The organism is Chitinophaga sp. CF418 (assembly GCF_900142925.1).
Lineage (GTDB): Bacteria > Bacteroidota > Bacteroidia > Chitinophagales > Chitinophagaceae > Chitinophaga.
In genome coordinates, this window is sequence record NZ_FRCN01000015.1 from 1 (window position 1) to 24,690 (window position 24,690).

Here is a 24,690-nt window from a genome sequence, read left to right on the forward strand (position 1 = left end):
GGCGGTGGTGGTGGTTACGACCGCGGTGGCGGTGGTGGCGGCTACAATCGTGGCGGCGGCGGCGGTGGTTACAATCGCGGCGGCGGTGGTGGCGGTGGCTACAACCGTGGTGGCGGCCGTCCGAGCTTTGGTGGCGGTAGAAAACCATTTACACCAAAACCTGATAACAAGATCTACTTTATCGCCTTACTCCCTACTGCTGAAGTAGGTAAGGAGATCATTAAAATAAAGCAGGAATTTGCTGAGAAATACGGACCGCTATATGCGCTGAAAGTACTGCCGCATATCACCCTTCAGGTGCCTTTCACAGCAGATCCGGCACTGGAAAAAGCTTTCTGTGATGAACTGGCTGAATTCGCCAAATCACAGGCTCCGTTTGAGGTTTCCCTCAATGGTTTCGGTACCTTCCCGAATAAACAGAACCGCGTTCTGTTCATCAACGTGGAAAAGAGCGAAACAATGAGCGCCCTGCACAGACAGCTGATCAACTTCCTGCGTAAGGAATTTGGTTTCAGTACTATGCTGGCACGTACCGGCTTCACTCCGCATGTGACCGTGGCCTTTAAAGACCTGGAAGATGCGCAGTTTGAAAAAGCATGGCCTGAGTACGAAAATCAGGAGTATAAAGCAACCTTCAAGGTGAATAACCTGTACTTCCTCCGTCATAATGGTAAATCCTGGGAAGTTTTGCAGAAATGCAAACTGGGAGGAGCCTGATAATAAAAAAGGTGGTCTGTTTGACAGACCACCTTTTTTTATTTATCTACTTTTCTGTTATTTCCTGTTCAGCTTATATACATTTCCTTCTTTTTCCCAACTGGCTGTAGCGCTTGCCGCAATCACATCCAATACCTGTTCCAGCGGCTGATCAGGGGTTATCCTTGTTTTGATAGAGTAATCTGCTACACTTTCTTCAGCAACGATCTTAACCCCATATAAGGCTTCTACTTTTCTGATCACATTACGGATAGGCTCATCATTAAAGACCATAATGTTATCCTTCCAGGCTATAAAGTCGTGGTTGGAAATAGCATCTTCTGCCAGCTGCTGGTCTTTCCCCAGCATTACTTTCCTGCCTTCTGTCAGTACTACTTCTTTTGATTGTTTTTCCTGGCCTGATACAGCCACTTTCCCCGTCAGCACAAATACTTCCACTGGCTGCACTGCATAAGCTTTTACATCGAAGGTAGTGCCCAATACCTGTGTTTTTGTCATGGAAGTATACACTACAAACGGATGGGCCTCGTCTTTCACTACATCAAAAAATGCTTCCCCTTCCAGGTGGATGGCTCTTTCTCCATCTTTAAAGTTGCTGGCGTAACGCAGGCTGCTATTCTTATTGATGAATGCTTTGGTGCCGTCGGGCAGGGCAATGATATTGGTCTCATTAGCTGCCGTCTGCACCGTGATCTGCTTAGGCGCGTTCAGCATGTACCAGGTGGTGGCAGCGCCTCCCAGCAGGAGAACAGCGGCGGCGGCACGGAAAGCGTACCAGCGGAAACTGCGTACAATGCCGGTAGGTTCGCTGGTGGCCTGTAGCTTCCTGTTGAAGCTGGCCCAGTTCATTTCGATATCCGGTGTTATGTCCGCATCAGCAGTGCCGGTCAGGTCCCAGGTCTTTTGCAGTTCCCCGTAATACCGGCGGTTTGCGTCATCCTCCTCCAGCCAGCTTTTCAGCTCTTCCTGCTCTGCCGGGCTAAGATTGCCTTCCAGCGAGCGCGCAATCAACGTTTCTATATGGTCAAAGGTGTACGACATGCTGTTAAAATTGTAAAAGTAAAGGATAAATAGCGGCGCCTGCCAGGAATAGCACGATCACCTGCAGATAGTCCTGTAAGGATACCCTGAGTTTTTTTAAAGCGGTGATCATCTGGTTTTCCACTGTTTTAACTGATATATTGAGCGTGCTCGCAATTTCCTTGTAGGAAAGCTCTTCATAACGGCTGAGTATGAATATTTCCCGGCATTTCTCCGGGAGTTTGTCAATAGCCTGTTGTATATGCCGGGTGGTTTGCTGCAGACTGCCACCCTGCGGGGCCGCCTGAACAGGTTCCATATAGTCCTCTATAGGCATATGAACCCCTCTGCGTTTGTTCTTATCAATATAATCCAGTGCCATATTAATACCTGCTCTATGCAAATAAGCTTTAAAATAAACCTGCTGAAGCTCCGAGCGGCGGTTCCAGATCTTGATGAACACATCCTGTGCAAGATCTTCAGCGGTCGCATTGTCCTGAACAATGCGGTAAATTGTCTTACAGACAAAGGAAAAATAGGTCCTGAAGAGAGCTTCCATAAAGGCCTCTTCATTCTCCTGTAAAAGTTTCTGTAGTTGTGCATTTTCCGGCATAGTACAAAAATAGGTTTTGTCCTTATTCCTGCTCACAAAACTGCTGGCAGTACCTGAAAATGCTGCTATGTAGCTAGCCTGCATGTGTGACGCTTTCGAAAATTATAATTTAATGACTTTTCCTGATCCGGAAATATCTGTCCTGACAACTGCCGTTCCTCTATACCTTACTTCTCCGCTGCCACGTATGCTGACATCCAGAGAGTGGGATACATTCAGTGTATGTCCGCCGGAACCTTCGACAGATATATCGGCATCCTCACAATAGAAGTCCATTCCCCGTACATTCCCGCTGCCGTCGATACTGCTGTGAAAAGTGCCGGCACGGCCGTTTAACTGAATATTGCCGCTTCCGTTGATCTCTGTTTCCAGTCTGTCAGTCACGATCGGGAACCGGGCGTTACCACTACCATCCAATCTATATTCAAATCTGTTTGTTCTGATGGTATCCAGGCTTTCTACGCTGCCGGAGCCGGCGAAGAATACAGAATTGTAGGTGGCGGATTTAAGATAAATGTCAATATCCCTCGTGTTATGCAGGCTTATACCACTCTTAATACGCACATGCAGCGTAGTACCACTCACATAGGTATCGATGACGCGCATCAGGTTGTCTTCTGCCGTGATCTGTACCGGGGCAGGAGTTCCCTGCTGCAGGTGTATACGCATAGGACCATCAATATCCACGTCGGTGAACACGCCTGTTTCCCGGGTTTCACTGATCACATAACCGGAGCCGGACAATCTCTCTTTATCGCAGGATGCCAGCATGATATTAAAAATTACCAGTAACAGTAATTCCCACCCGATTGTTTTCCATCTGTTATAGAGAACGTTTCTTCTATTATTGGCCTTTTTCATATGTCAAAGGGGCTTTATTCTATAACGGCAGAGGGAACAACTACCCCTAGAAGGGTGAGATATGGCACAAAAAAAAGAGCCGGCCATACAGACGTATGGAACCGGCTTTTTGATTAACCCCTATGAAAACCAACTATTGCTTTTCGTTATTTATTGTTCTAATCTTATCTCGCCCAGGTCGGTCACTTTTCCTTCATCTACTCTTACATCAGAGATGGTCACATTCTTAAAAGGCTGTTTCGCATCAATGATCACTGTATAAGTACCTTCCCCAGCGCCCTGCAGGCTGAATGTTCCATCAGCTATGTCCGTTTTCAGTGTGTCTGTACCTGAAATGGCCCAGACCATACTGGCTCCATCTAAAGGAGTTACTTTACCGGATATCGTGCCTCCATCCGGATTACGGAAGGCAAGCACTGCTATAGCTGCAGTTGCCAGCGCGAATATGCTTACTTTGACTGATCTCATTTTTATCAGATTTTAAAGGGTGGATACGATTAAGTATTGCCTTGTGGTGTGAGCATATTGCTTGAGATTATGATTTAAAGAACTGACTAATAAAAATCAATTACCATGCCACCGGCGTAGTAATAAATCCATGTGGCAGTTTTTAACATTCCTTTACGAAGGCTTTAACAGTAAGGGGCGTAGCCTTAACAAATGTCTGACAAGAGGTGCAAAATGGTCATGTCAGAATGGAGAAACGGGGCAACAAAATGGCGCATCCTGCCAACAAAAAGCCCGCACATTTGTGCGGGCTTTTTGACTATCTATCTATTGAAAGAATATTATCTTTTGTTGAGTTTGGATAAGAGACGGAGTATCTCCAGGTACAGCCAAATCAATGTCACTAATATACCGAAGGAAGCATACCATTCGAAGTATTTAGGAGCACCCTGAGCAGCACCAGTCTCGACCAGATCAAAGTCGATGATGAGGTTCAGCGCAGCAACAGTAACCACTACCAGAGAGAAAATGATACCTATAGTACTGCCCTCATGCAGGAAAGGTATATTGATATTGAAAAAGCTCAGTACAAATGCCAATACGTAGAACAATGCGATACCGGCAGTAGCAGTAAATATGATGGCCTTGAATTTCTCAGTAGCGCGGATGATACGGGCTCTGTAAAGTATCAGCATAGCCAGGAAAGTGGCGAAAGTGATACCTACAGCCTGTAATACGATGCCCTCGTATAAGCTGCTATATAAAACGGATATTACACCCAGGAACAAACCTTCTGCCAGTGCATAAGCCGGCGCCAGGTATTGTGCCCATTCTTTCTTAAAGGTAATGATGAGCGCCAGTACGAAACCGCCGATAGCACCTCCCCACAGGAATGGCATAACGTCTTGTTGCCTTGCAGGTGCGCCCCATGCATATACTGCTGCGGCTATTACCAGCACTAACAGGAAGGCCATTTTGTTGATTGTCCCTTTGATAGTCATAGTGCCTTCAGCCTGGGAGGACCCCACTTTCTGAAGTACTTTTTCATTAAATACAGGGTTATTGGATTGAAATAATGCCATGATTTAAAAAATTTTTAGTAACACTAAATTACAATTTCAATCATAATTAATCGCTATTTATTAGGGGTAGTTATAATGTAAGAGGTAAATTGCTGAAAATCAGTTGTCATACGGTAGCTCAAATCAAATTCCCGAATACATAAACAGGAATGACAAAGCTGGAATAGCTTTGCAGTATCGGCAGGCAGACCGTTATTGTATATGTAAGCAGACTGTTGAATACCGCCGGGGATAAGGGCAATTACTTAAAGTTATGAAGCATAACATATAGCTATACCTTCCAGCGCTCAAAAGTCTATAAGGTTTGTGTACTTTTGTCATGGCTGGCCTTAGTATGATACCTTTAATATATCACTGGTTACTACCTGGCGAATTATTAAATTTACAGCCTGAAAAACAAAGGACAGTTAAATAAGATATTCAATGTCAAATATTTCGGTTCAACAGATAGAAGATGTAGTGATAAAATTTGCCGGCGACAGTGGAGACGGGATGCAGCTTACCGGCACCCAGTTTTCTAATAACACTGCGTTGGTTGGCAATGACTTGAGCACATTCCCGGACTTTCCGGCAGAAATACGCGCCCCGCAGGGAACCCTGCCAGGCGTGAGTGGCTTCCAGCTGCACTTTTCCTCCAACCGCATATTCACTCCCGGTGATGCCTGCGACGTGCTGGTAGCCATGAACGCTGCTGCCCTGAAAGCCAACCTGAAAGGCCTTAAGAAAGGCGGTATCATTATCGCCAATACCGATGGTTTTGATGCAAAGAACCTGCGTCTGGCCAACTACCCTGATGGGGTAAATCCGCTGGAAGACGGTTCCCTGCAACCCTACCAGCTGCATACCATGGACGTGACCAAAATGACACGTGAAGCGCTGAAGGACGTGAACCTGGGTATGAAGGAGAAAGACCGTGCAAAGAACATGTTCGTACTGGGCTTCCTGTACTGGTTATATGACCGTAGCCTGGAAAGCACTGAGAACTTCCTGAATGAGAAATTTGGTAAGAAACAGGATATCCTGGACAGTAACCTGAAGGCATTACATGCCGGGTATAACTTCGCAGATACAGTAGAGGCTTTCAGTACCCGTTTCCATGTGGAAAAGGCCCGTATGGAGCCAGGTACCTACCGCAGTATTACAGGTAATACTGCCCTGGCTTATGGTCTGATAGCTGCCAGCCAGAAGGCGAATCTGCCCATTTTCCTGGGTACTTATCCCATCACACCTGCTTCCGACATCCTGCATGAACTGAGCCGTTATAAGAATTTTGGCATCCGCACTTTCCAGGCGGAAGACGAGATAGCTGGTATCACCTCTGCTATTGGTGCTTCCTATGGTGGACATATGGGGGTTACTACCACCTCTGGTCCCGGTATGGCCCTGAAAGGTGAAGCAATGGGTCTTGCAGTAATGCTCGAAATTCCGCTTCTGATCATCAATATTCAGCGTGGAGGACCATCCACAGGTCTACCTACCAAAACGGAACAATCTGACCTGCTGCAGGCTTATTATGGCCGTAACGGGGAATGTCCGATGCCGATCGTATCTGCATCAACTCCTTCAGATTGTTTCAATGCAGTATTTGAAGCTTTTCGTATTTCCGTAGCGCATATGACGCCGGTGATCTTCCTGAGCGATGGTTACATTGCAAATGGTGCAGAACCATGGCGTTTCCCACAGAGTAAAGACCTGCCTGCCATCCCTGTGAAGTTCAAGAAAGGACTGGAAGAAGGGGAGGAGCAGTTCCTGCCTTATCACCGCGATGAGAACCTGGTACGTCCATGGGCAGTGCCTGGCACACCGGGACTGGAGCACCGTATAGGTGGTCTCGAAAAACAGAACATCACCGGTAACGTAAGTTATGATCCGGAAAACCACCAGTTAATGGTGCGTATCCGTCAGGAAAAGGTGGATAAAATAGCCGATCATATTCCACCTCAGCAGATAGAACTGGGTCCTGAAAAAGGTAAAGTACTGGTACTGGGCTGGGGTTCTACCTACGGAGCTATCAAGAGCGCCGTACTGGAACTGCTGGCGGAAGGACATGCTGTAGCACATGCCCACATCAGGTACCTGCGTCCATTCCCTAAGAACCTGGCAGAGATCCTTCATAGTTACGATAAAGTACTGATCCCTGAGATTAACAATGGTCAGCTCATCAAGATCATCCGGGAACAATTCCTGATTGATGCCGTGGGTTATAATAAGATCATGGGTGTACCTATCACTAAAGGAGAACTGGTAACGAAGATCAAAGAAATGCTGCAGTAACAGGCAATGCGCTGTGATCAGCTAACTATGGCAGGATCAGGCGGATGCAGTTATAGACGCAATGATTCATGATAATTTTATATCGAATCCTGCCTTTCGGGGCAGGATTTTTATTATATTTAATACTATATAACAAAACAGGCCACGGCACGTTTGCTATATAGGAACGGATTACTACAACATAGCCAAAAGCTTTATCATGAAAGGCGCCATCTGGTCTACACTGTTTATCTGCCTGTTTACATTGAACAGTGCATTGTTACACGCCCAAACGCATAATTACGAAATACGTTTCAGTAACCACGTTATCGGCAACGTCACCGCCCATTGTAAAGTGAATGGGGCTAGCCGGAATATCTCTATCCAAAGTAAAGTGGACATGAAACTGCTGGCCAAATTCAACCTGGACATCTCCTGCGATTTTGACAACAATGTTCTTGTCAGGTCAAAGGTGATAAAGAGCTCAGGTAAGGATGCTGACAACAAGACTATTATCACGCAGCGGGAAGCAAAGAATTACTCTGTTGTGCAAAATGGCGAAAGGTCAGTGCTGAATGCTACAGAAATTGTGCATTCCGTAGGAGAGATGTACTTTATAGAGCCCCGGCAGGTTACAAAGATCTTTTCTGAAACATTAGGCATCTTCCTGACGCTTAATTCACTGGGGGATGGACTCTATGAGTTGTTGCTACCGGAAGGGAAAAGGAACGTCTATAAATACGAAAAAGGGACATTGGTGCAGGTGGAGGTATCCCAGGCATTAGGGAAAGCTTATATCATCCGTGTGTAAACAATCCGGGCACACCGGTCGGTTAACCGGCGTGCCGGAGAAAGTTTATATTATGCGCTCAATGATCTGACCGCTCTTCTTTTCTTTGAGGATCAGCTTCCTGGCGCCGAAATGGGTCATTTCTTCTTTCACGAGATAGTGGTCTGCATCATAATCTACCAGGGTCTGAGGTTTGGTCAACCCTGTCTGCCCACGCCAGACATCCAGTTTTACAGGTTCCCACTGTTTGCTGGCAGCGCTGCGATAAGCGGCATCCAGTACAGCATTTACCACATAACCATCGTAGAAGGTTTCTCTTGCGGGCTTGTTATTTTCAATGGCATTGAACATATCGGCAAACATGTGGTTGTAGCCTAGTTCATTCAGCTCATCGCCCACGGGGAACAGCCATCCGCTGTTGCTTTCCGCTTTTTCTGCCACGTAGTCAGCGCCCTTGCCGGTGGTGAACATATCAAAACCGGTACGCAGGAAGCTGTTCAGCCAGATAGTACCTTCAGTTCCCATCACTTCATCTCTCAGGTCAAGTCCGCCACGGAATGTCCAGCTGACTTCAAACTGCCCGATGGCGCCGTTCTCATATTTTACCAGACCGATGGCATGATCTTCTGCGTCAATAGGTTTTACCTGTGTATCTGCCCAGCACATTACTTCTACCGGTTTGATATCTTTACCAATGAAGCTCCGTGCAATCTCTACACAATGGCAGCCCAGGTCGAGGATACAACCTCCGCCTGCCTGTTCTTTGTCCCAGAACCATTCGCTGTGTGGGCCGGGATGTGTTTCCCGTGATTTCGCCCAGAGTATGCGGCCCAGGGCGCCGCTCTTTACACTTTCCAGCGCTTTGAGGAATTTAGGAGTGTATACCAGGTCTTCCAGGTAGCCGTTAAAGATACCGGCTGCTTCCACCATTTCCAGCATACGTTTCGCCTCCTCTGCATTGCGGCCCAAAGGTTTGGTGCAGATCACGCCTTTCTTGTGTTTGCAGCACAGCGCAACAGCGGCTTCGTGCAGGTTGTTGGGCAGGGAGATACAAACCACATTCACATCCGGATGTGCGATGGACGCCTCCATATCGGTAGTCCAGTGGTCCACATTGTAGTCTTCTGCAAATTTCTTTGCACTTTCTTCTCTACGTGAATAGATGCTGACAATCTTATCCCGGCTTCTCTGGCCCTGCAATGAGTCTGCATAGAAACGGCCAATGAAGCCTGAGCCTAACATGGAAATACGTTGCATAATTATCTGATTGAATTAAGTGATAACGATCTGGGCTAAATGAAAACTCCGCAGTAAAACACCAGCTTGACATAGGTAGTTCACTGCGGAGTGGTTATATAGTGCAAAGAAGATTATGCTACTACTTCTCTTTTGCTGTCACGGAATGTTGCCATGAACAACAACCAAACTACAGCAGCAATGGCTGAAGGGATCATCCATACCTTTTGCCAGAAGCTATCAGTAGCATGTACAGTATAATAGTCAGAGATGATACCGGCAACCCAGAATCCTATCAGCATTCCAACACCATAGGTAGCCAGTGTTACAAGTCCCTGAGCGGCGCTTTTATATTTTTCTCCTGCCTGTTGATCGGTATATATCTGTCCGGATACAAAGAAGAAGTCATAACAGATGCCATGCAGTGCTATACCCGTAATGAGCATGAATGCCAGCGGACCCGCATTGCCGTAGGCGAAGAGCACGTAACGCACAGCCCAGGCGAGCATACCGATCATGATGGTCTTTTTGAATCCAAACCGGCTGAAGAACACAGGGATCAGCAAAATGAACAGTGCTTCAGATACCTGGCCAATAGCCATTTTGCCGGTAGGGTTTTCCAGGCCTGTCTGCTCCAGGAAGTGGTGTGCATTCTGGTAGTAGAATGCCAATGGTATACAGATCAGGATTGATGATATAAAGAATACGAGGAAGTTTCTGTTGCTAAGCAGTTTAATGGCGTCAAGGCCTAATATTTCTGCTATGCTGTCTTTCTGAGACTTATCTTTTACAGGAGGCGTTTTAGGAAGTGTGAAGCTGAACAGGCCCAGTAGAAGGGATGCCGCAGCGCCCATAGCAAAAGTATTTTTTAACGCACCTGCCTCAGTACCGGCTGCTGAATCCCAATGGAAAGCATAACTGATAGTAAGCCCGGCAACGATCCAGCCGATAGTACCCCATACACGGATAGTGGAGAACTCCTTTTCAGGATTGTTCATCTGGCGGAAAGATACAGAGTTCACGAGGGCAAGGGTTGGCATGTAGAGTACCATGTAGGCAAATACATAGGGATAAAATACGCTCACGCTTTCAGCACGATACATCTGGAACATGAGTGCCGCACCAACCAGGTGCAGAATACCCAGGATCTTTTCAGCATTGAAGTATTTGTCTGCGATCATCCCTACGATAAAGGGAGCGATAATGGCGCCGTATGACTGTGTAGAGAACACGCTGGCAGTCTCCAGACCGGATGCCTGAAGGTTTTTGGCCAGGAATGTTCCCAATGTAACGAACCATGATCCCCATATAAAGAACTCAAGGAACATCATAACGGACAACTGTAAGCGAGTACCTGATTTCATAACGATTTTTAGACTTTATAGCTCTGTAAAAAACTTTAGCGGCAAAAGATAAGTAAAATATAAACGAAATTCCAAATTAGTAGTACGGATGGTGATGATTTACAGCAATTTTTTGGGCATAACGCTAATGTCGGAGCCTTCCGCCAGTAATGCGGAGATGGGGGCCTGCCGTAACATCGGTGCAAAGGCTGGGCCATAGAGGGTGGCAGCATCACAATGATAGCTGGCCGGCAGCATAGCTGGTCAGTTACCCCGGATCAGGCTCTGATAATATTTGCATGCGGGTCTTAGTCCGCATTGCTCACATTTTGGTGTCCGGGCCACACAAATATACCGGCCATGCAATATTAGCCAGTGATGAGCAATGTGAACCTTTTCAGTTGGAATATATTTCAATAACTGTTTTTCTGTCTGAAGGGGAGTAGTAGCGTTGGTGGTAAGTCCTATACGGGCAGAAACGCGGAAAACATGGGTATCCACGGCCATATTGGGCTGCTGGTGGACAACGGAAGTGATAACATTGGCTGTTTTACGGCCCACTCCGGGTAGTTTGACCAGTTCTTCTACGGTGGAGGGGATGTCTCCGTTGAAGTCTTCCATCACCATCTGCGCCATGCCGATGAGGTGTTTGGTCTTATTGTTCGGGTAGCTGATGCTGCGTATCAGGGGGAATAATTCGTCGAACGTGGCATGGCTAAGTGCCTCCACATCCGGGTATTCCTGGAAGATAGCAGGCGTGGTCATGTTAACGCGTTTGTCTGTGCATTGTGCAGACAGGATGACTGCTACCAGTAATTGATAAGGATTGTCGTAAATCAGTTCAGTCTCTGCATTGGGAGCGTGTTCCTCAAAATAGCTGAGAACAAAGGCAAAGCGTTCTTTCTTTGTCATATCTGTAAAGATAGGGCAAAGATAATATGCTGCAAATATGCCGGATGTACTACCGATAGCCATTCCATTCGTCCGTAGGATATGTTACGGGCGTGGCAGCTATAGCCTTATGGCCGTTATGCTATTTTGAAGTCGTGACCTTCCTTGCATAATCAGCGATAGCCTGCAGAGTTTCTGGTCTTGGAGAGAAACGGATAGTATCCAGCGCTTTTTTTGTTTGATTCAGACAAATTTCTTCTTCACGAGATAATTCCGGGTCTTGGTTTGTCATCTTTTTAGGTTTATTAGCGCTACTTGTTACAGAATGTAAGGCAAAAAAAGAGTGTGTAGAATTCCCCATGCAATATTTTTTTAATACAATTGATTCGTTCCTAACTATATAACGGAGATTGTGCAAGATGTATTGTCAGCCGTAAATGAAATATTTCGAAAGTAAAGATAGCCGGTCTGTTTGAAAATCCGGCCAGGAAAGGGAATGCTTAACGTGGAGAGGCGAAAAAGCGCGTTTTTTATTCTTTCTCTGTGATAATGAACAGGTCCTCATCATCTTTTTTCATCAGGTACTTTTCGCGGGCGAACTTTTCCAGCTTTTCCGGACTAGACAACAGTTCCTGCTGTTCTTTCCTGGTTTTACTGATCTCATCCTGGAAGAAGGCTTTTTGTGCTTCCAGTTTGTTAACCTCGGATTGTAATTCGTACTGGGAAATAAAATTCTTACTGTCAATGAATGCCAGCCATATCAGGAATGCGGCGGCAGATACGAAATATTTGTTTCGCATATAAGCTGGCACTTTGATGGATTTTAAACCTGGCATATGTGATTGATATATAACTTGAAATGGCTGTTTAAAAAGCCGGGTTTTGAAGTAACTCAAAACCCGGCAATATGGACCACTAATTAAATTATCGTCATCAAAGATCAGATCCCAAAATTCGACGTACGAGATTCAATCGAGCGTTATTTACTTCTTACCAAATTTAACGGATTTTCCCGGATAATATGCCACATTGTCCAATTCTTCCTCGATACGGAGTAACTGGTTGTATTTGGCCATACGGTCAGTACGGGAAGCGGAACCGGTCTTGATCTGGCCGCAGTTCAGGGCAACTGCCAGGTCAGCAATGGTAGTATCTTCAGTTTCGCCGGAACGGTGGCTCATGATGGAGGTATAACCTGCTTTGTGCGCCATGTTAACTGCATCGATCGTTTCAGTAACAGTACCGATCTGGTTAACCTTGATCAGGATACTGTTTGCTGTGTTTTGGTCGATACCGGTTTTCAGACGTTTTACGTTGGTAACGAACAGGTCATCACCTACCAGCTGTACGGTAGAACCAACAGCATCGGTCAGTTTTTTCCAGCCAGCCCAGTCGTCTTCTGCCATACCGTCTTCGATAGAAACGATTGGATATTTTTTGCACCACTCAGCCCAGAAAGCAACCATTTCATCGCTGCTGATCACTTTGCCGGAGCTCTTGTAGAATTTGTAAGTTTTGTCAGCGTCGTTGAACATTTCGCTGCTTGCAGCATCCAGTGCGATAGCGATTTGCTCACCTGGTTTGTAGCCTGCTGCTTCGATAGCCGCAATTACAGTTTCGATAGCTTCTTCGTTGCTCTGGATTTCAGGAGCGAAACCACCTTCGTCACCTACGTTAGTGCTGTAACCTTTCTTTTTCAGAACGGATTTCAGGTGATGGAACACCTCAACACCCCAGCGCAGACCTTCAGAGAAAGAGCTGGCGCCTACAGGAACGATCATAAATTCCTGGAAGTCAATTTTGTTATCAGCGTGCACACCACCGTTGATGATGTTCATCAGCGGAATAGGCAGGGTAGTAGCATTTACACCACCCAGGTAGCGGTACAGTGGCAGGTTAGCCTCGTCAGCAGCAGCTTTGGCAACAGCCATGCTCACAGCCAGGGTAGCGTTAGCGCCCAGTTTACCTTTGTTTTCAGTACCATCCAGTTCAATCAGGAATTTATCGATACCGGCCTGGTCTTTCACATCCCAGCCAATCAGTTCTTCAGCAATAATATCGTTCACATTGTTCACTGCCTGGATAACACCTTTACCCATGTACACGGCTTTGTCATTATCACGCAGCTCAACTGCTTCATGCTTACCAGTAGAAGCGCCGGATGGAACGGCTGCACGGCCGAAGTGACCGTCTTCTGTGGTTACATCTACCTCTACAGTAGGATTTCCGCGGCTGTCAAGAATCTGCCTTGCATGGATTGATGAAATGGTACTCATTGTTGTTTAATTGTTTTAAATATAAGAATGTGTAAGTTAATTGGTTACCGGCTTATTCTAGCCACCGGAACATCCCCTACTTTGTCAATTCCCTGAAGATAGATTCCAGGCTTTGCGAATTGCTTTGCAAAGAAAGGATGTTCCGGTTATTTATCAAAGCAAATTGTAGCAGGTTTTTGCGTACGTCTTCCAGATTCCCCGCAAACAACTGCCAGGTATTGGCATCCTGTTGCTTTAGTCTGGTTACGCCTGCTATCTGCTGAAGGTCTGTATCTGATGGCACCGGTTCCCCGAAGGATACCTGGATATAACCGTTTTCTGTACCCCCTTGTTGCAGATTCTGCAAAGTATCGTCTGCAATGATGTTGCCTTTGTTGATAATAATGACCCTGCTGCACATAGCCTCCACCTCCTGCATGATGTGGGTGCTCAGCACAACGGTTTTATTCCTGCCCAGCTCCACGATGAGCTGACGGATATCGGCCAGCTGATTTGGATCCAAACCTGAAGTGGGCTCGTCCAGGATCAGCACTTCCGGATCATGGATCAATGCCTGGGCCAGTCCCACACGTTGTTTATACCCTTTGGACAGGGCGCCGATCTTCTTTTTGCTTTCCGGTTGCAAACCGGTCATGGCAATAATCTCGGATATGCGCTTGTCAGTATTTTTTCCCAGTTTGTGTACCTGTGCAATAAATCCGAGAAACTCCCGGATGTACATGTCGAAATACAGGGGATTGGCTTCCGGGAGGTACCCAACGCGCTGCCTTACCTCCATTGGCTGGGTGGCAACATCGTATCCGCACACACTGGCGGAACCACCACTGGGTGGCAGGTAACCGGTGATCATCTTCATAGTAGTACTTTTTCCGGCGCCGTTTGGCCCCAGGAAACCTACTATTTCCCCTTTGCTGAGCGAAAAGGAAATATCATTGACCGCCCGCTGCTCCCCGTATACCTTGCTTAACTGTGTTACTGTGATTGACATTAGGTTTTCCACTTTGGCGCGGCTAAAGTATGAAAATCGGGCTAGAATAAAAATCGCTTATAATCGTCTATAAGATAAATAGCTGGGTTCCATGACAGTCTGAAGAGCAACGCTGATTATTTAACTAAACTTTTATGGTGAAAATTAGCTGGAAATATATAATTTTAAATATATTCACAAATTGTAACCTGATGTGGGGCAGTAGGTTCCGATAATCCGGGTATAATTTTAAGCCTGCATACATTGTCAAATGCTCGATCGCAACAATTGTTAATCAAATAATCACAATACATTTTAAACCCTGCAAACATTTAAGATTTCATGGCAATCAATTTACAGAAGGGACAAAAAATAGACATCGGACTTTCCAATATCAGCGTTGGGCTGGGATGGAATCCAAACGAAGGGACAGGAAATGATTTTGATCTGGACGCGTCAGCATTCATGATAGATGGCAACAGGTTGATCCCCACGGAAGGATTTTTTGTTTTCTATGGCAATACCAACTCTCCCGATAATGCATTACAGCATACCGGCGATGATCCCACCGGTGGTAACAGTGCTGATGGAGATGATGAAACAATTAAAGTAGATCTGTCCAAAGTACAGCAGGACATCAGGGAAATACTGTTTGTAGTAACCATCCACGACGCTACAGCGCGTAAACAGAACTTCGGGCAGGTAAGGAATTCTTATATCCGTATCGTGAACGATGCTAACGGAGAGGAAATAGCAAAATATGAACTGGGGGAAGACTTCTCAGTAGAGACCGGAGTGGAGTTCGGACGTCTGTATCTGAAAGACAGCAAATGGCGTTTCGAGGCTTCCGGTATCGGTTACAAAGAAGACCTGGCCTACTTCCTCGGTAAATACTACAAAGGACAGATCATTAAATAGTCTATTCTATCACACACTATTGAAATACACTTTATGGCAATTAACTTAGTTAAGGGACAAACCATTGACCTCCGTAAAAATGACAAGGGGGAAACCTACGATCTTTCTACAGTAACCATTGGTCTGGGCTGGGATGTCCGTAAAAAAAGCGGTGGTTTTTTTGGTAAGCTGCTGGGCAGCAAGGAAGAGGAATTTGACCTGGATGCCATCGCCTTCCTGCTGGATAAAAACGGTAAGGTAGCTGACCTGGGTAAGACAGTACAAACCAATGACGGCCGTAACCTGAGCCTCTACCAGGGAGATGTGATCTTCTTCAACAGCCAGCGTCACCCCTCAGGTAATATCTGGCTCACAGGCGACAACCGTACAGGAGCTGGTGATGGTGATGATGAGCAGATCATCGTGAAACTGGACAGCCTGGATGCGAAATATGAGAAGATCCTGTTCGTAGTTTCTATCTACCAGGGCCGTCAGCGCAACCAGCACTTCGGTGGTATCGAGAACGCATTCATCCGCGCAGTAGATAATAAAGGAAAAGAAATCGTTAAATTCAACCTCTCCGGAGATGCATCATACAACAATATGTGCTCTTTGGTATTTGCAGAAGTATACCGCAAGGACGGTACCTGGAAATTCAGAGCACTGGGTGATCCTCAGCCGGCAGACAGCTTTGTTGAGATCCTCAGGAACTATGTTTATTAATTAACCCTTTCTATTGAGTCATTCATGAGAAGATTACCGGTTTATTTAGTGTTGGATACCTCAGGCTCTATGAGCGGTGAGCCCATAGAAGCAGTAAAAAATGGTGTGCAGGTGCTGATCTCAACTTTGAGACAGGACCCGTATGCATTGGAAACAGCGTTTCTTAGCCTGATCACTTTTGATACTGATGCGCGCCAGCTGGTACCGCTGACAGATCTGTCTTCTTTCCAGATGCCGGAACTGAAGGCTGCAGGTGGTACGTCACTGGGAGCTGCTCTGCAGACCGTGGCAGACAGTATCAGCAGGGAGGTGGCAAAATCCACCATCGATGTGAAAGGCGATTGGAAACCGCTGGTGTTCCTGATGACGGATGGTATTCCAACCGATCAGTGGCAGAGTGGATTGAATGCTTTTCAGAATAGTAAAATAGGTATTACAGTGGCCTGTGCCGCAGGTAACGGCGCCGATGTAAACCTCCTGAAACAGATCACCAATACCGTGGTATCACTCGATACGGCAGATGCCGCTACTATCAAAGCCTTTTTCAAATGGGTGTCTGCTTCTGTAAGTACAGGCAGCCAGAAAGTGGAAAGCGGTGACAAAGAAGTAGCCGGTCTGAATGAACTGCCGCCACCTCCACCGGAAGTGAATATCGTTGTATAACATGGAGAGAACCAGACATGTATCTTTCGATCTGTGGATGACGTTAATCCGTTCTCATCCTTCCTTTAAAACGAAGCGTGCAGACCTGTTCCGTTCCTTCTTTTCGCTGGAGTACTATGCGCCGGAAAAAGTGGAAGCTGTGTTCAGGGAGATGGATATACTTGTCAACAACATGAACGAAATAACAGGACGTAACGTGCATACATTCGAAATGTATCTGTTATGTCTGCACCTGTTGGGTGCTGATATTAAAAGTGTGCACCCGGACAAACTGGAGGAATTCTACAGTTTGTCCGAGGCGCTCTTTTTTGAATATCCTCCCCTGCCTTTGTACGAGGACACAACACAGTTGTTAGCCGCTTTGCAGGTACAGGGTATTACCACAAATCTGCTGAGCAATACAGGATTGATTCAGGGACGGACTTTACGGAAGCTGATGGCAGGATGGGGATGGGACGCCCACTTTGCATTCCAGCTGTATTCAGATGAAACAGGGTACTCCAAGCCGGATGTACAGATGTTCAGCCGTTTATTGGAAAATGTTGCTTTATTGCATACAGACATTACTCCCGCACAAATCTGGCACCTGGGCGATAACCAGGTAGCCGATGTAGAAGGAGCACAACGTATTGGTATATACGCAACGCTGACAGACATTGTTAATAACCCCTTAAATAAGTTATTAAATGAAAGATGTTTATGCCTTACATAACATTGTAGATGATGCTCATTTCCCTTTTGATCCTGCTGCCTACAGCCGTTTCAAATTCGGGGACGGGGCAGCTGCTGAGGCATTCGGTGCTGCATTGGCTGCAGGTTTCATTGCTACTTACGGAAACAGGTTGTCAGAAAACGATCAGCTGGTAGTATTGCCAAGCCCCTACACCAGTATTCCTACTGCCTCCTATCATATGACTGTTGCATTTATGAAAGTGTTGAACAGGTACCTCTGCATGAATGGATTTAATCCTGCAGAAAGCACCAAGATCCATCGCTTTAAGACATACAGCATTGATTACGGAGCGTTGGATATGGAAAGCAGGAAAGCGCTTATCATCAATGACAGATACCATCTGGATAAAGACTTCCTGCTGGGAAAGACACTGATCTTTACTGACGATATCCGTATTACGGGAAGTCATGAACTGATCATCCGCAACCTGCTGCATCGGTATGAACTGGGCAATGCTGCTTATTTCCTCTACTATGCACAACTGCAGAATAGCAATATTCATCCCAACATAGAAAATAAACTGAATTACTATAGTGTACATTCCCTACAGAGTCTTGAAGCAGTGATACATTCACCTTCATTCAGGTTCAATACAAGGGTGGTAAAATATATACTTCATGCGCCTTTTGCAGAGTATGAACAACTGCTGATGAAACAGACGCCTGCTTTCTTACAGGAACTGGCAGACTGCTGCATCGGCAATAATTACTACCAGATGGAAGAGTACAGAAGGAACGCAACTTTTTTATTTGATCATCTTCAAAAAATCATACCATCATGGCAATCAATTTGCAAAAAGGAGAACGGGCCAATATTGAGCTACCAAAATTCACTATTGGCTTAGGATGGGATATCAATGAATCACATACAGGCGGAGAATGCGACCTGGATGCTTCTGTATTCCTCCTGGGAGAGAACAGAAAGATCCTGTCAGATCCGTATTTCGTGTTTTATAACAACCTCGAATCTCCGGATGGTGCTGTGAAACATTCCGGCGATAACCGCACCGGTGCAGGCGATGGTGATGACGAGACGATCCACGTGGACCTCTCTGTGATCAATGCCGCCGTAAAAGAGATCTGTATAGTGGTAACCATACATGAAGCCGCACAGCGTAAACAGAACTTCGGCCAGATCCGCAATTCTTTTATCCGTATTTATGATGCGGCTAAAAATGTGGAACTGGTAAAATATGAACTGGGAGAGGATTTCTCCATCGAGACAGCCGTTGAATTTGGCCGCATCTATAAACGTGACAACCAGTGGCGTTTTGAAGCGGTGGGGCTTGGTCAGAAAGGTGGTCTGGAAGACTACCTGGCGAAATATGCGTAATTGAATTTAACACATCATCATCATGAGACGACTTCCGGTATACCTGTTGCTCGACACCTCCGGCTCCATGAGAGGCGAGCGGATAGAGGCAGTGAAAAACGGACTGCAGGTATTGGTTTCGAAATTAAGGCAGGATCCTTTTGCCCTGGAATCTGTGTGGATCAGCATTATCACTTTCGACAGGGAAGTGAAACAGCTCCTGCCATTGACCGCTTTAGAGTCATTGCAACTGCCAGAGATCACTACCCCGGAATCCGGTCCCACCAACATGGGGGCTGCACTGGAACTGCTATGCACCAAACTGGATAACGAGGTGATCAAAGGAAATGACACCCAGAAAGGAGACTGGCGTCCGCTGCTGTTCCTGATGACAGACGGTAAGCCCTCAGATCTGGCGGCTTTCCGTGAGGTGGTGCCTAAGATCAAAAATAAAAACCTTGCCGCTTTAGTGGCCTGTGCCGCCGGTGCGGAAGCGCAGGACAGCTTCCTGAAAGAACTGACAGATACAGTAGTCCATCTGGATACTGCCGATAGTTCTACACTCATGTCTTTCTTCAAATGGGTGTCTGCATCTATCGGTACAGGTAACAAGAGTGTGGGCACTACAGAAGAAATACAATTGCCACCACCGCCGGCAGAAGTACATGTAATTATCTAACGGGGTATCAACAGATACCCTTTCCAAAGAACTATACCAATGTTTTTCATTATCCATCTTATTATTAACATCCTCATTGTAGGACTCTTTTTATATTCAAAACTGCTGCCTTATGAAGACCGTTTAACCGGTCAGTATAAGCAGACCTTCAATTTCTTCAAGGGTATTTTCAAACCCGTACTGAGTCTGTTCAGCGGTATCAAACCATTCCAGGTAGGAACAGGTCTTTCCGTTGATATGACACAGATATTGCTACTGATCATTTTGCTGGTGCTTAATTATTTCTACTGATGAGAAGACTACCTATTTATTTCCTCATAGATGTATCAGAATCTATGGTGGGAGAACAGATCCAGTTTGTAGAGGAAGGATTGGCGACGATTATTAAAGAGTTGAAATCTGACCCCTATGCACTGGAAACTGCCTGGGTGTCTATCATCGTATTTGCCGGTCAGGCAAAGACAATAGTGCCATTGCAGGAAGTGATCAGTTTCTATCCACCGAAGTTCCCGATAGGTGCCGGTACTTCCCTGAGCAATGGTCTTGGCCACCTGATGTACGAACTGCGTAAGAATACAGTGCAGACCACCGCTACACAAAAGGGCGACTGGAAGCCGATCGTATTCCTCTTCACAGATGGTACGCCAACAGATGATAGCAGTGCTGCCATCCGTGAATGGAAGCAGAACTGGCAGAGTAAAACAAACCTGGTGGCTATCTCATTTGGTGATGAAAATAACCTGGGAGTACTGAAGGAACTGACACAGACAGTGCTGATGTTCAGGAATACAACACCGCAGTCATATAAAGAGTTCTTCAGATGGATCACCGCATCGATCAAATCCAGCAGTGTGAGTGTGAGCAATAATGGTTCGGGTATGGAACTCGCAAAGCTGAGCGACGGTGTGATAGAAAAAGTGGATATTGATAAACTGCCTCCTGTGCAGCCGGGATTTGTGGATACCAACTACGCCATCTTTGCGGCAAAATGCCAGAATACCCAGAAGCCTTACCTCATTAAGTATAAGAAAGGATTACGTCCGGTTAACATCAGTGGCATGAACATGCAGTCGATGGGATATAAGCTCAACGGTGCATTCCCCGTGGATAACGCTTATTTTGAATTGTCTGCAGAAGGTGGTGTTATTAATAGCAAGGTAAATACAGACGAGCTGGAAGGTTTTCCTACTTGTCCCTGCTGTGGTAACCAGTATGGGTTCAGCGTATGTTCCTGTGGTAAAGTGCATTGTGTAGGGCAGGAAGAGGTAAGTACCTGTTCCTGGTGTGGTAAACAAGGCAAATATGGCTTTGGTGATGGCAATATGGATATAAACAGAACGCAGGGATAATGACCGGACAAGATCAGGCTTTTATAGAAGCGCTATTGCGGCATAAAGGATGGCCGGTATCAGAAAATCAGCAGGCACTGTTTGGCAAATTTGTATCAGAAGAGCATATTAAGCAGGCGGTGCAAACGATTATAAACACTCAAAAAGATATAGTGGAATCCTGGAAAGAAAGATCACTGATTGATGATATTCTTCAGAAACATATTGTGCTGCCAAATGCAAAGGTGAATAAAGCATACAGCTTCACCTTTGATCCTGAAGGAACCGGATTGCAGGAGATGGGAGATTTTGAATGGGGCATCCCGGACGGACTGGGTATCGCATTTGATGAAACCGCCAATACAATTTCCGGTATACCATTGCAACAGGGGGAGTATGTGCTGACCCTGCGTTTCCGCTTGAAACACCATCCGGCAGATAAACCATTCACGGAAAAAAAGATATTACTCGTTATCAACCCTGACCCGAAATCATTGTGGCAGAACCTGCCCTCCGATGAGCAGGATAAATACTGGCAGCCTGACCAGGCAGCGGTAACTCTGCCTTTTGGTGACCGTAAGCTGGTCCTTGCCTCCAAAAGAGGACGCAGCCACGCACATGAAGGGAAATTCAGGGATGATAGCTTCGGATGTGATTTTAATGCCGAAAAGGGCTGGGGCATTATTGCCGTAGCTGATGGTGCCGGATCAGCGAAATATAGCCGTAAAGGGGCTGATATTGCCTGTAAGGCTACCATTGGTAGCTTCCAGGAACTGCTGGCCGGAGATAAGATGGCAGGGCTGGAAGAAGCGATCACAGCTTACCTGAATGACCCGAGTGAGGACAGTCAGAAAAAAGTGAGCGTTCAGTTCATTGAACAGCTGGGAAAGCTGGCATTTACTGCCCAGGGGAAGATCAAACAGGAGGCCCAGGAAAACGGGGCGGACATAAAAGATTACTCGACCACGCTTATTTTTGCGCTGGTAAAGAAATATGCAGCCGGTTATGTGATCAGTTCTTTCTGGGTAGGAGATGGAGGAATCGGCATCTACCACGATACCACAGGTGAAGCTTTTGTCATGGGCACACCTGACAGTGGTGAATTCGCAGGTCAGACCCGCTTTCTGACAATGTCTGACATCTTTGCCAACGGCGCATATGTGAACCGCATCCGCTTTAAAGTGGTGCCCGATTTTACAGCATTGCTCCTGATGACGGATGGTCTCACTGATCCTAAATTCCAGACAGACGGCAACTTGCAGAAGAACGAGTACTGGCGCCAGCTGTGGCAGGACCTTGGCGGAACCAACGATGATGGCGCCAGAGTGAACTTTGCCGGTACACCGGAAGAAGTAAAGGAGGGCCTGCTCAATTGGCTGGATTTCTGGTCGCCAGGTAATCATGACGATCGTACCATAGCTATTTTATACTGATAAGGAATACATGAGCAACATTATTACAGTAACAGCGCAGGACGGGAAATCTTATCAATATGTTGATAATGGTGACCCGATGCAGGGAGGTATGAAGGATGTTTATTTCTCTCCTGATAAGTCATATGTAGTGGCTTTCTTCAGGGATAAGCAGGACTTCAATTCCAAAGAGCGGCTCAACAATATTGTGAATACGTTCCGGGACAGGATCTTCAATCAGCCGGGAGGAGAATACTGGAAAGATCTCTTCTGCTGGCCTAATAACATTGTCGAACGGGACGGAAAGACCGGTATCATTGTACCGGTATATCAGAAGAAATTCTTTTTTACCAAAGGATATAACCCTGGCGCCGCCCAGATCGTTTCCATCGCAGGAAAGGAGAAGGAAGGAAGATGGTTCGCGTCTCCGCAGTTCAGGAGCCGCCAGTTCAAGTTGCACCTGGATGAAAGTGAACTGGGAGACTGGTTCAAGTTCTGTCTCATCTGCATCAAGATAGCCCGTGCAGTAAGGCGTATGCATGCTGCCGGTCTGGCCCACTCAGACCTTTCCTACAAAAATGTACTGATAGATCCTATTACCGGCAGCGCCGCGATTATTGACATTGATGGGTTGGTAGTGCCGGGCAAGTTCCCGCCTGATGTGATCGGGACACCCGATTTCATTGCGCCGGAAGTAATGGCTACGAAACATCTGCCGAAAGAAGATCCTGCGCGTAAGCTGCCAAGCATTGCTACAGACAGGCATGCGCTGGCAGTCATGATCTACATGTATCTGCTGTACCGTCATCCGCTGCGCGGAGGAAAGATCCATGATACGGATGCTCAAAGAGATGAGGAACTGTCAATGGGGGCGAAGGCATTGTTTATAGAACATCCTACAGATACTTCCAACAGGCCACGGCTGGACCAGGTGAAACCTACCCACCTGCCCTGGGCTGATGTGAATAAGATACCTTATACCGTCTGCGGTCCCTACCTGAAGGAATTGTTTGAGAAAGCATTTATCGACGGGCTGCATAACCCTTCATTACGCCCTACTGCCGATGAATGGGAACAGGCACTGATCAAAACGGTGGACCTGCTACAGCCCTGTCAGAATAAGAACTGTGACCAGAAATGGTTTGTGTTTGACAACACAACCAGTCCCTGCTGCCCATTCTGTAATACTCCTTACCGTGGACAACTACCCGTATTGAACTTGTATTGGTCAAGAAAACCGGGTAGCTTTACGCCCGAAAATCACCGGTTAATGGTATACCACAATCAATATTTGTATCCATGGCATGTGAATAGAAACATTTATCCAAACGAAAGACTAACAGATCAGCAGAAAAAACCGGTGGGATATTTTGTATTTCATAATAATAAGTGGCAACTTGTCAATCAAACGCTTACGTCCTTAAAAGATGTCACGGAGGGGAAGGATATTCCGATAAACTCTATGGTAGAGCTGACAGACAACAAGCAGTTATTGCTGTCCCAGGAAGAAGGAGGACGGCTTGTAGTGGTGCAACTCGTAAACAATTAACGTCTATCAACAAAAACAAGAAAATAACAAACAACTATGCAAATCGCTGAAATGTTCCAGCAGATCTTGGACAACCCGATACCCGCGTTGCTGATCGTCGGAAACCTGATTATTATTGAAAGCCTGTTGTCGGTGGATAATGCGGCCGTATTGGCTACAATGGTAATGGACCTGCCAAAGGAACAACGTAACAAAGCGCTGAAGTACGGTATTATTGGTGCCTATGTATTCAGAGGTATTTGTTTACTATTCGCATCCCTACTCATTAAAGTTTGGTGGCTGAAACCAGTTGGTGGACTTTATCTCCTGTACCTGACCTATGATTATTTCAAAGGAAAAGCAGAAAAAGCAAAAGCAGAAAAAGCCGGTGTTGCAGAACAGGAAGCTGAGGAGATCGACAAGAGCAGCAACTGGTTATATAAAGCAACCATTGGCTGGATGGGACAGTTCTGGGCTACTGTGGCACTGGTGGAACTGATGGACCTCGCGTTCTCTATTGACAATGTATTTGCAGCAGTTGCATTCAGCGATAATATCGTACTGATCTGGACCGGTGTATTTATCGGTATCCTGGCAATGCGTTTTGTAGCACAGGGCTTTGTAAGACTGATGGAAAAATATCCTTTCCTGGAAACTGCAGCCTTCCTGGTGATTGGTGTATTGGGTATCAAGCTGATGTTGGCCATCTACGAGCACTTCTACCCTGAAACTACAGCCGCTAAATTCCTGGAAAGCCATGAGGCAGACTGGGCTACTTCCATCATCACAGTGTCTATCTTCCTGATCCCGATCATCACCAGTGCACTGTTCAATTATCCCAAAAAGCATAAAGTCGAAGCGAAAGCTGAAGCAGAGGCAGAAGTGAAATAGATGAATGTAGATCGTAACAATTACTTATA

General features: G+C 46.2%; 27 protein-coding genes. 15 read left to right on the forward strand and 12 right to left on the reverse strand.

Annotated features, from left to right (window positions below; all coding sequences use genetic code 11):
• Positions 1–717, forward strand: a 717-nt coding sequence (locus tag F3I09_RS27730) for a 2'-5' RNA ligase family protein (RefSeq protein WP_223233412.1), incomplete at its 5' end; no start/stop codon positions are given.
• 57 nt (positions 718–774) lie between these two features.
• Here the strand turns inward: F3I09_RS27730 and F3I09_RS27735 are convergent.
• From F3I09_RS27735 to F3I09_RS27755, 5 genes are all read right to left on the reverse strand, one after another.
• Complete coding sequence (locus F3I09_RS27735) at positions 775–1,758, reverse strand: FecR family protein (protein WP_149698318.1); 984 nt, start codon at positions 1,756–1,758, stop codon at positions 775–777.
• Between the two features lie 4 nt (positions 1,759–1,762).
• A complete protein-coding gene (locus F3I09_RS27740) occupies positions 1,763–2,434 on the reverse strand; it encodes an RNA polymerase sigma factor (RefSeq protein ID WP_149698319.1) in 672 nt (223 codons plus the stop codon).
• Positions 2,435–2,452: 18 nt separating this feature from the next.
• A complete protein-coding gene (locus F3I09_RS27745) occupies positions 2,453–3,211 on the reverse strand; it encodes a head GIN domain-containing protein (protein ID WP_149698320.1) in 759 nt (252 codons plus the stop codon).
• Positions 3,212–3,361: 150 nt separating this feature from the next.
• The gene (locus F3I09_RS27750; protein WP_149698321.1) at positions 3,362–3,679 is read right to left on the reverse strand and encodes a carboxypeptidase-like regulatory domain-containing protein; all 318 of its coding nucleotides are present in this window, start codon (positions 3,677–3,679) and stop codon (positions 3,362–3,364) included.
• A gap of 320 nt (positions 3,680–3,999) precedes the next feature.
• Positions 4,000–4,740: a Bax inhibitor-1/YccA family protein gene (locus tag F3I09_RS27755; protein WP_149698322.1), complete on the reverse strand. Its 741-nt coding sequence runs from the start codon at positions 4,738–4,740 to the stop codon at positions 4,000–4,002.
• A gap of 423 nt (positions 4,741–5,163) precedes the next feature.
• On the opposite strand from F3I09_RS27755, the gene F3I09_RS27760 reads away from it, so the two are divergent.
• The gene (locus tag F3I09_RS27760; RefSeq protein WP_149698323.1) at positions 5,164–7,014 is read left to right on the forward strand and encodes a 2-oxoacid:acceptor oxidoreductase subunit alpha; all 1,851 of its coding nucleotides are present in this window, start codon (positions 5,164–5,166) and stop codon (positions 7,012–7,014) included.
• Positions 7,015–7,213: 199 nt separating this feature from the next.
• Positions 7,214–7,804 (forward strand): DUF6134 family protein, encoded by a 591-nt coding sequence (locus F3I09_RS27765; protein WP_149698324.1) that lies wholly within the window; start codon positions 7,214–7,216, stop codon positions 7,802–7,804.
• Positions 7,805–7,849: 45 nt separating this feature from the next.
• Here the strand turns inward: F3I09_RS27765 and F3I09_RS27770 are convergent, their stop codons facing one another.
• The 7 genes from F3I09_RS27770 to gldA form a co-directional block, all read right to left on the reverse strand.
• Positions 7,850–9,040 carry a Gfo/Idh/MocA family protein gene (locus tag F3I09_RS27770; RefSeq protein WP_149698325.1) on the reverse strand — a complete coding sequence of 397 codons (1,191 nt, stop codon included), beginning with the start codon at positions 9,038–9,040 and terminating at the stop codon, positions 7,850–7,852.
• 113 nt (positions 9,041–9,153) lie between these two features.
• Entirely contained in the window at positions 9,154–10,383 is a 1,230-nt protein-coding gene (locus F3I09_RS27775; RefSeq protein WP_149698326.1) for a nucleoside permease, read from the reverse strand.
• 243 nt (positions 10,384–10,626) lie between these two features.
• Positions 10,627–11,274 (reverse strand): endonuclease III, encoded by a 648-nt coding sequence (nth, locus tag F3I09_RS27785; RefSeq protein WP_149698327.1) that lies wholly within the window; start codon positions 11,272–11,274, stop codon positions 10,627–10,629.
• Between the two features lie 121 nt (positions 11,275–11,395).
• Positions 11,396–11,614 (reverse strand): hypothetical protein, encoded by a 219-nt coding sequence (locus F3I09_RS27790; protein WP_149698328.1) that lies wholly within the window; start codon positions 11,612–11,614, stop codon positions 11,396–11,398.
• Positions 11,615–11,783: 169 nt separating this feature from the next.
• Positions 11,784–12,053 carry a septum formation initiator family protein gene (locus tag F3I09_RS27795; RefSeq protein WP_223233413.1) on the reverse strand — a complete coding sequence of 90 codons (270 nt, stop codon included), beginning with the start codon at positions 12,051–12,053 and terminating at the stop codon, positions 11,784–11,786.
• Between the two features lie 183 nt (positions 12,054–12,236).
• Positions 12,237–13,529, reverse strand: a complete 1,293-nt coding sequence (gene eno / locus F3I09_RS27800; protein ID WP_149698330.1) for a phosphopyruvate hydratase — start codon at positions 13,527–13,529, stop codon at positions 12,237–12,239.
• A gap of 76 nt (positions 13,530–13,605) precedes the next feature.
• Positions 13,606–14,517, reverse strand: coding sequence for a gliding motility-associated ABC transporter ATP-binding subunit GldA (gldA, locus tag F3I09_RS27805; RefSeq protein WP_149698331.1), 912 nt, complete (start codon positions 14,515–14,517; stop codon positions 13,606–13,608).
• Positions 14,518–14,838: 321 nt separating this feature from the next.
• On the opposite strand from gldA, the gene F3I09_RS27810 reads away from it, so the two are divergent.
• Genes F3I09_RS27810 through F3I09_RS27865 form a run of 12 tightly spaced genes read left to right on the forward strand, consistent with a single transcriptional unit; the run spans position 14,839 to position 24,661 of the window.
• On the forward strand, positions 14,839–15,414 hold the full coding sequence (locus tag F3I09_RS27810) for a TerD family protein (RefSeq protein WP_149698332.1): 576 nt from the start codon (positions 14,839–14,841) through the stop codon (positions 15,412–15,414).
• A gap of 33 nt (positions 15,415–15,447) precedes the next feature.
• A complete protein-coding gene (locus F3I09_RS27815; RefSeq protein WP_149698333.1) occupies positions 15,448–16,116 on the forward strand; it encodes a TerD family protein in 669 nt (222 codons plus the stop codon).
• A gap of 24 nt (positions 16,117–16,140) precedes the next feature.
• A complete protein-coding gene (locus F3I09_RS27820; RefSeq protein WP_149698334.1) occupies positions 16,141–16,779 on the forward strand; it encodes a VWA domain-containing protein in 639 nt (212 codons plus the stop codon).
• A 1-nt stretch (position 16,780) separates the two neighbouring features.
• Positions 16,781–17,491, forward strand: a complete 711-nt coding sequence (locus F3I09_RS27825) for an HAD family hydrolase (RefSeq protein ID WP_149698335.1) — start codon at positions 16,781–16,783, stop codon at positions 17,489–17,491.
• Positions 17,466–18,356 (forward strand): phosphoribosyltransferase family protein, encoded by an 891-nt coding sequence (locus F3I09_RS27830; RefSeq protein ID WP_149698336.1) that lies wholly within the window; start codon positions 17,466–17,468, stop codon positions 18,354–18,356. Before F3I09_RS27825 ends, F3I09_RS27830 begins: the two co-directional genes overlap by 26 nt.
• Positions 18,287–18,844, forward strand: coding sequence for a TerD family protein (locus F3I09_RS27835; RefSeq protein ID WP_370512672.1), 558 nt, complete (start codon positions 18,287–18,289; stop codon positions 18,842–18,844). Before F3I09_RS27830 ends, F3I09_RS27835 begins: the two co-directional genes overlap by 70 nt.
• 22 nt (positions 18,845–18,866) lie before the next feature.
• Positions 18,867–19,502: a VWA domain-containing protein gene (locus F3I09_RS27840; RefSeq protein WP_149698338.1), complete on the forward strand. Its 636-nt coding sequence runs from the start codon at positions 18,867–18,869 to the stop codon at positions 19,500–19,502.
• 39 nt (positions 19,503–19,541) lie between these two features.
• Complete coding sequence (locus tag F3I09_RS27845; protein ID WP_149698339.1) at positions 19,542–19,793, forward strand: hypothetical protein; 252 nt, start codon at positions 19,542–19,544, stop codon at positions 19,791–19,793.
• On the forward strand, positions 19,793–20,851 hold the full coding sequence (locus F3I09_RS27850; RefSeq protein ID WP_149698340.1) for a TerY-C metal binding domain-containing protein: 1,059 nt from the start codon (positions 19,793–19,795) through the stop codon (positions 20,849–20,851). Before F3I09_RS27845 ends, F3I09_RS27850 begins: the two co-directional genes overlap by 1 nt.
• Entirely contained in the window at positions 20,851–22,263 is a 1,413-nt protein-coding gene (locus tag F3I09_RS27855; protein WP_149698341.1) for a PP2C family serine/threonine-protein phosphatase, read from the forward strand. Before F3I09_RS27850 ends, F3I09_RS27855 begins: the two co-directional genes overlap by 1 nt.
• 10 nt (positions 22,264–22,273) lie before the next feature.
• Positions 22,274–23,791 (forward strand): helix-hairpin-helix domain-containing protein, encoded by a 1,518-nt coding sequence (locus F3I09_RS27860; protein ID WP_149698342.1) that lies wholly within the window; start codon positions 22,274–22,276, stop codon positions 23,789–23,791.
• Between the two features lie 36 nt (positions 23,792–23,827).
• On the forward strand, positions 23,828–24,661 hold the full coding sequence (locus tag F3I09_RS27865) for a DUF475 domain-containing protein (protein ID WP_149698343.1): 834 nt from the start codon (positions 23,828–23,830) through the stop codon (positions 24,659–24,661).
• Positions 24,662–24,690: the final 29 nt, after the last annotated feature.

Bases quoted from the DNA above. Each gene is read 5' to 3' on its own strand.
- F3I09_RS27735 (WP_149698318.1), bottom strand. From the start codon at position 1,758: ATGTCGTACACCTTTGACCATATAGAAACGTTGATTGCGCGCTCGCTG.
- F3I09_RS27740 (WP_149698319.1), bottom strand. From the start codon at position 2,434: ATGCAGGCTAGCTACATAGCAGCATTTTCAGGTACTGCCAGCAGTTTT.
- F3I09_RS27745 (WP_149698320.1), bottom strand. From the start codon at position 3,211: ATGAAAAAGGCCAATAATAGAAGAAACGTTCTCTATAACAGATGGAAA.
- F3I09_RS27750 (WP_149698321.1), bottom strand. From the start codon at position 3,679: ATGAGATCAGTCAAAGTAAGCATATTCGCGCTGGCAACTGCAGCTATA.
- F3I09_RS27755 (WP_149698322.1), bottom strand. From the start codon at position 4,740: ATGGCATTATTTCAATCCAATAACCCTGTATTTAATGAAAAAGTACTT.
- F3I09_RS27760 (WP_149698323.1), top strand. From the start codon at position 5,164: ATGTCAAATATTTCGGTTCAACAGATAGAAGATGTAGTGATAAAATTT.
- F3I09_RS27765 (WP_149698324.1), top strand. From the start codon at position 7,214: ATGAAAGGCGCCATCTGGTCTACACTGTTTATCTGCCTGTTTACATTG.
- F3I09_RS27770 (WP_149698325.1), bottom strand. From the start codon at position 9,040: ATGCAACGTATTTCCATGTTAGGCTCAGGCTTCATTGGCCGTTTCTAT.
- F3I09_RS27775 (WP_149698326.1), bottom strand. From the start codon at position 10,383: ATGAAATCAGGTACTCGCTTACAGTTGTCCGTTATGATGTTCCTTGAG.
- nth (WP_149698327.1), bottom strand. From the start codon at position 11,274: ATGACAAAGAAAGAACGCTTTGCCTTTGTTCTCAGCTATTTTGAGGAA.
- F3I09_RS27790 (WP_149698328.1), bottom strand. From the start codon at position 11,614: ATGGGGAATTCTACACACTCTTTTTTTGCCTTACATTCTGTAACAAGT.
- F3I09_RS27795 (WP_223233413.1), bottom strand. From the start codon at position 12,053: ATGCGAAACAAATATTTCGTATCTGCCGCCGCATTCCTGATATGGCTG.
- eno (WP_149698330.1), bottom strand. From the start codon at position 13,529: ATGAGTACCATTTCATCAATCCATGCAAGGCAGATTCTTGACAGCCGC.
- gldA (WP_149698331.1), bottom strand. From the start codon at position 14,517: ATGTCAATCACAGTAACACAGTTAAGCAAGGTATACGGGGAGCAGCGG.
- F3I09_RS27810 (WP_149698332.1), top strand. From the start codon at position 14,839: ATGGCAATCAATTTACAGAAGGGACAAAAAATAGACATCGGACTTTCC.
- F3I09_RS27815 (WP_149698333.1), top strand. From the start codon at position 15,448: ATGGCAATTAACTTAGTTAAGGGACAAACCATTGACCTCCGTAAAAAT.
- F3I09_RS27820 (WP_149698334.1), top strand. From the start codon at position 16,141: ATGAGAAGATTACCGGTTTATTTAGTGTTGGATACCTCAGGCTCTATG.
- F3I09_RS27825 (WP_149698335.1), top strand. From the start codon at position 16,781: ATGGAGAGAACCAGACATGTATCTTTCGATCTGTGGATGACGTTAATC.
- F3I09_RS27830 (WP_149698336.1), top strand. From the start codon at position 17,466: ATGAAAGATGTTTATGCCTTACATAACATTGTAGATGATGCTCATTTC.
- F3I09_RS27840 (WP_149698338.1), top strand. From the start codon at position 18,867: ATGAGACGACTTCCGGTATACCTGTTGCTCGACACCTCCGGCTCCATG.
- F3I09_RS27845 (WP_149698339.1), top strand. From the start codon at position 19,542: ATGTTTTTCATTATCCATCTTATTATTAACATCCTCATTGTAGGACTC.
- F3I09_RS27850 (WP_149698340.1), top strand. From the start codon at position 19,793: ATGAGAAGACTACCTATTTATTTCCTCATAGATGTATCAGAATCTATG.
- F3I09_RS27855 (WP_149698341.1), top strand. From the start codon at position 20,851: ATGACCGGACAAGATCAGGCTTTTATAGAAGCGCTATTGCGGCATAAA.
- F3I09_RS27860 (WP_149698342.1), top strand. From the start codon at position 22,274: ATGAGCAACATTATTACAGTAACAGCGCAGGACGGGAAATCTTATCAA.
- F3I09_RS27865 (WP_149698343.1), top strand. From the start codon at position 23,828: ATGCAAATCGCTGAAATGTTCCAGCAGATCTTGGACAACCCGATACCC.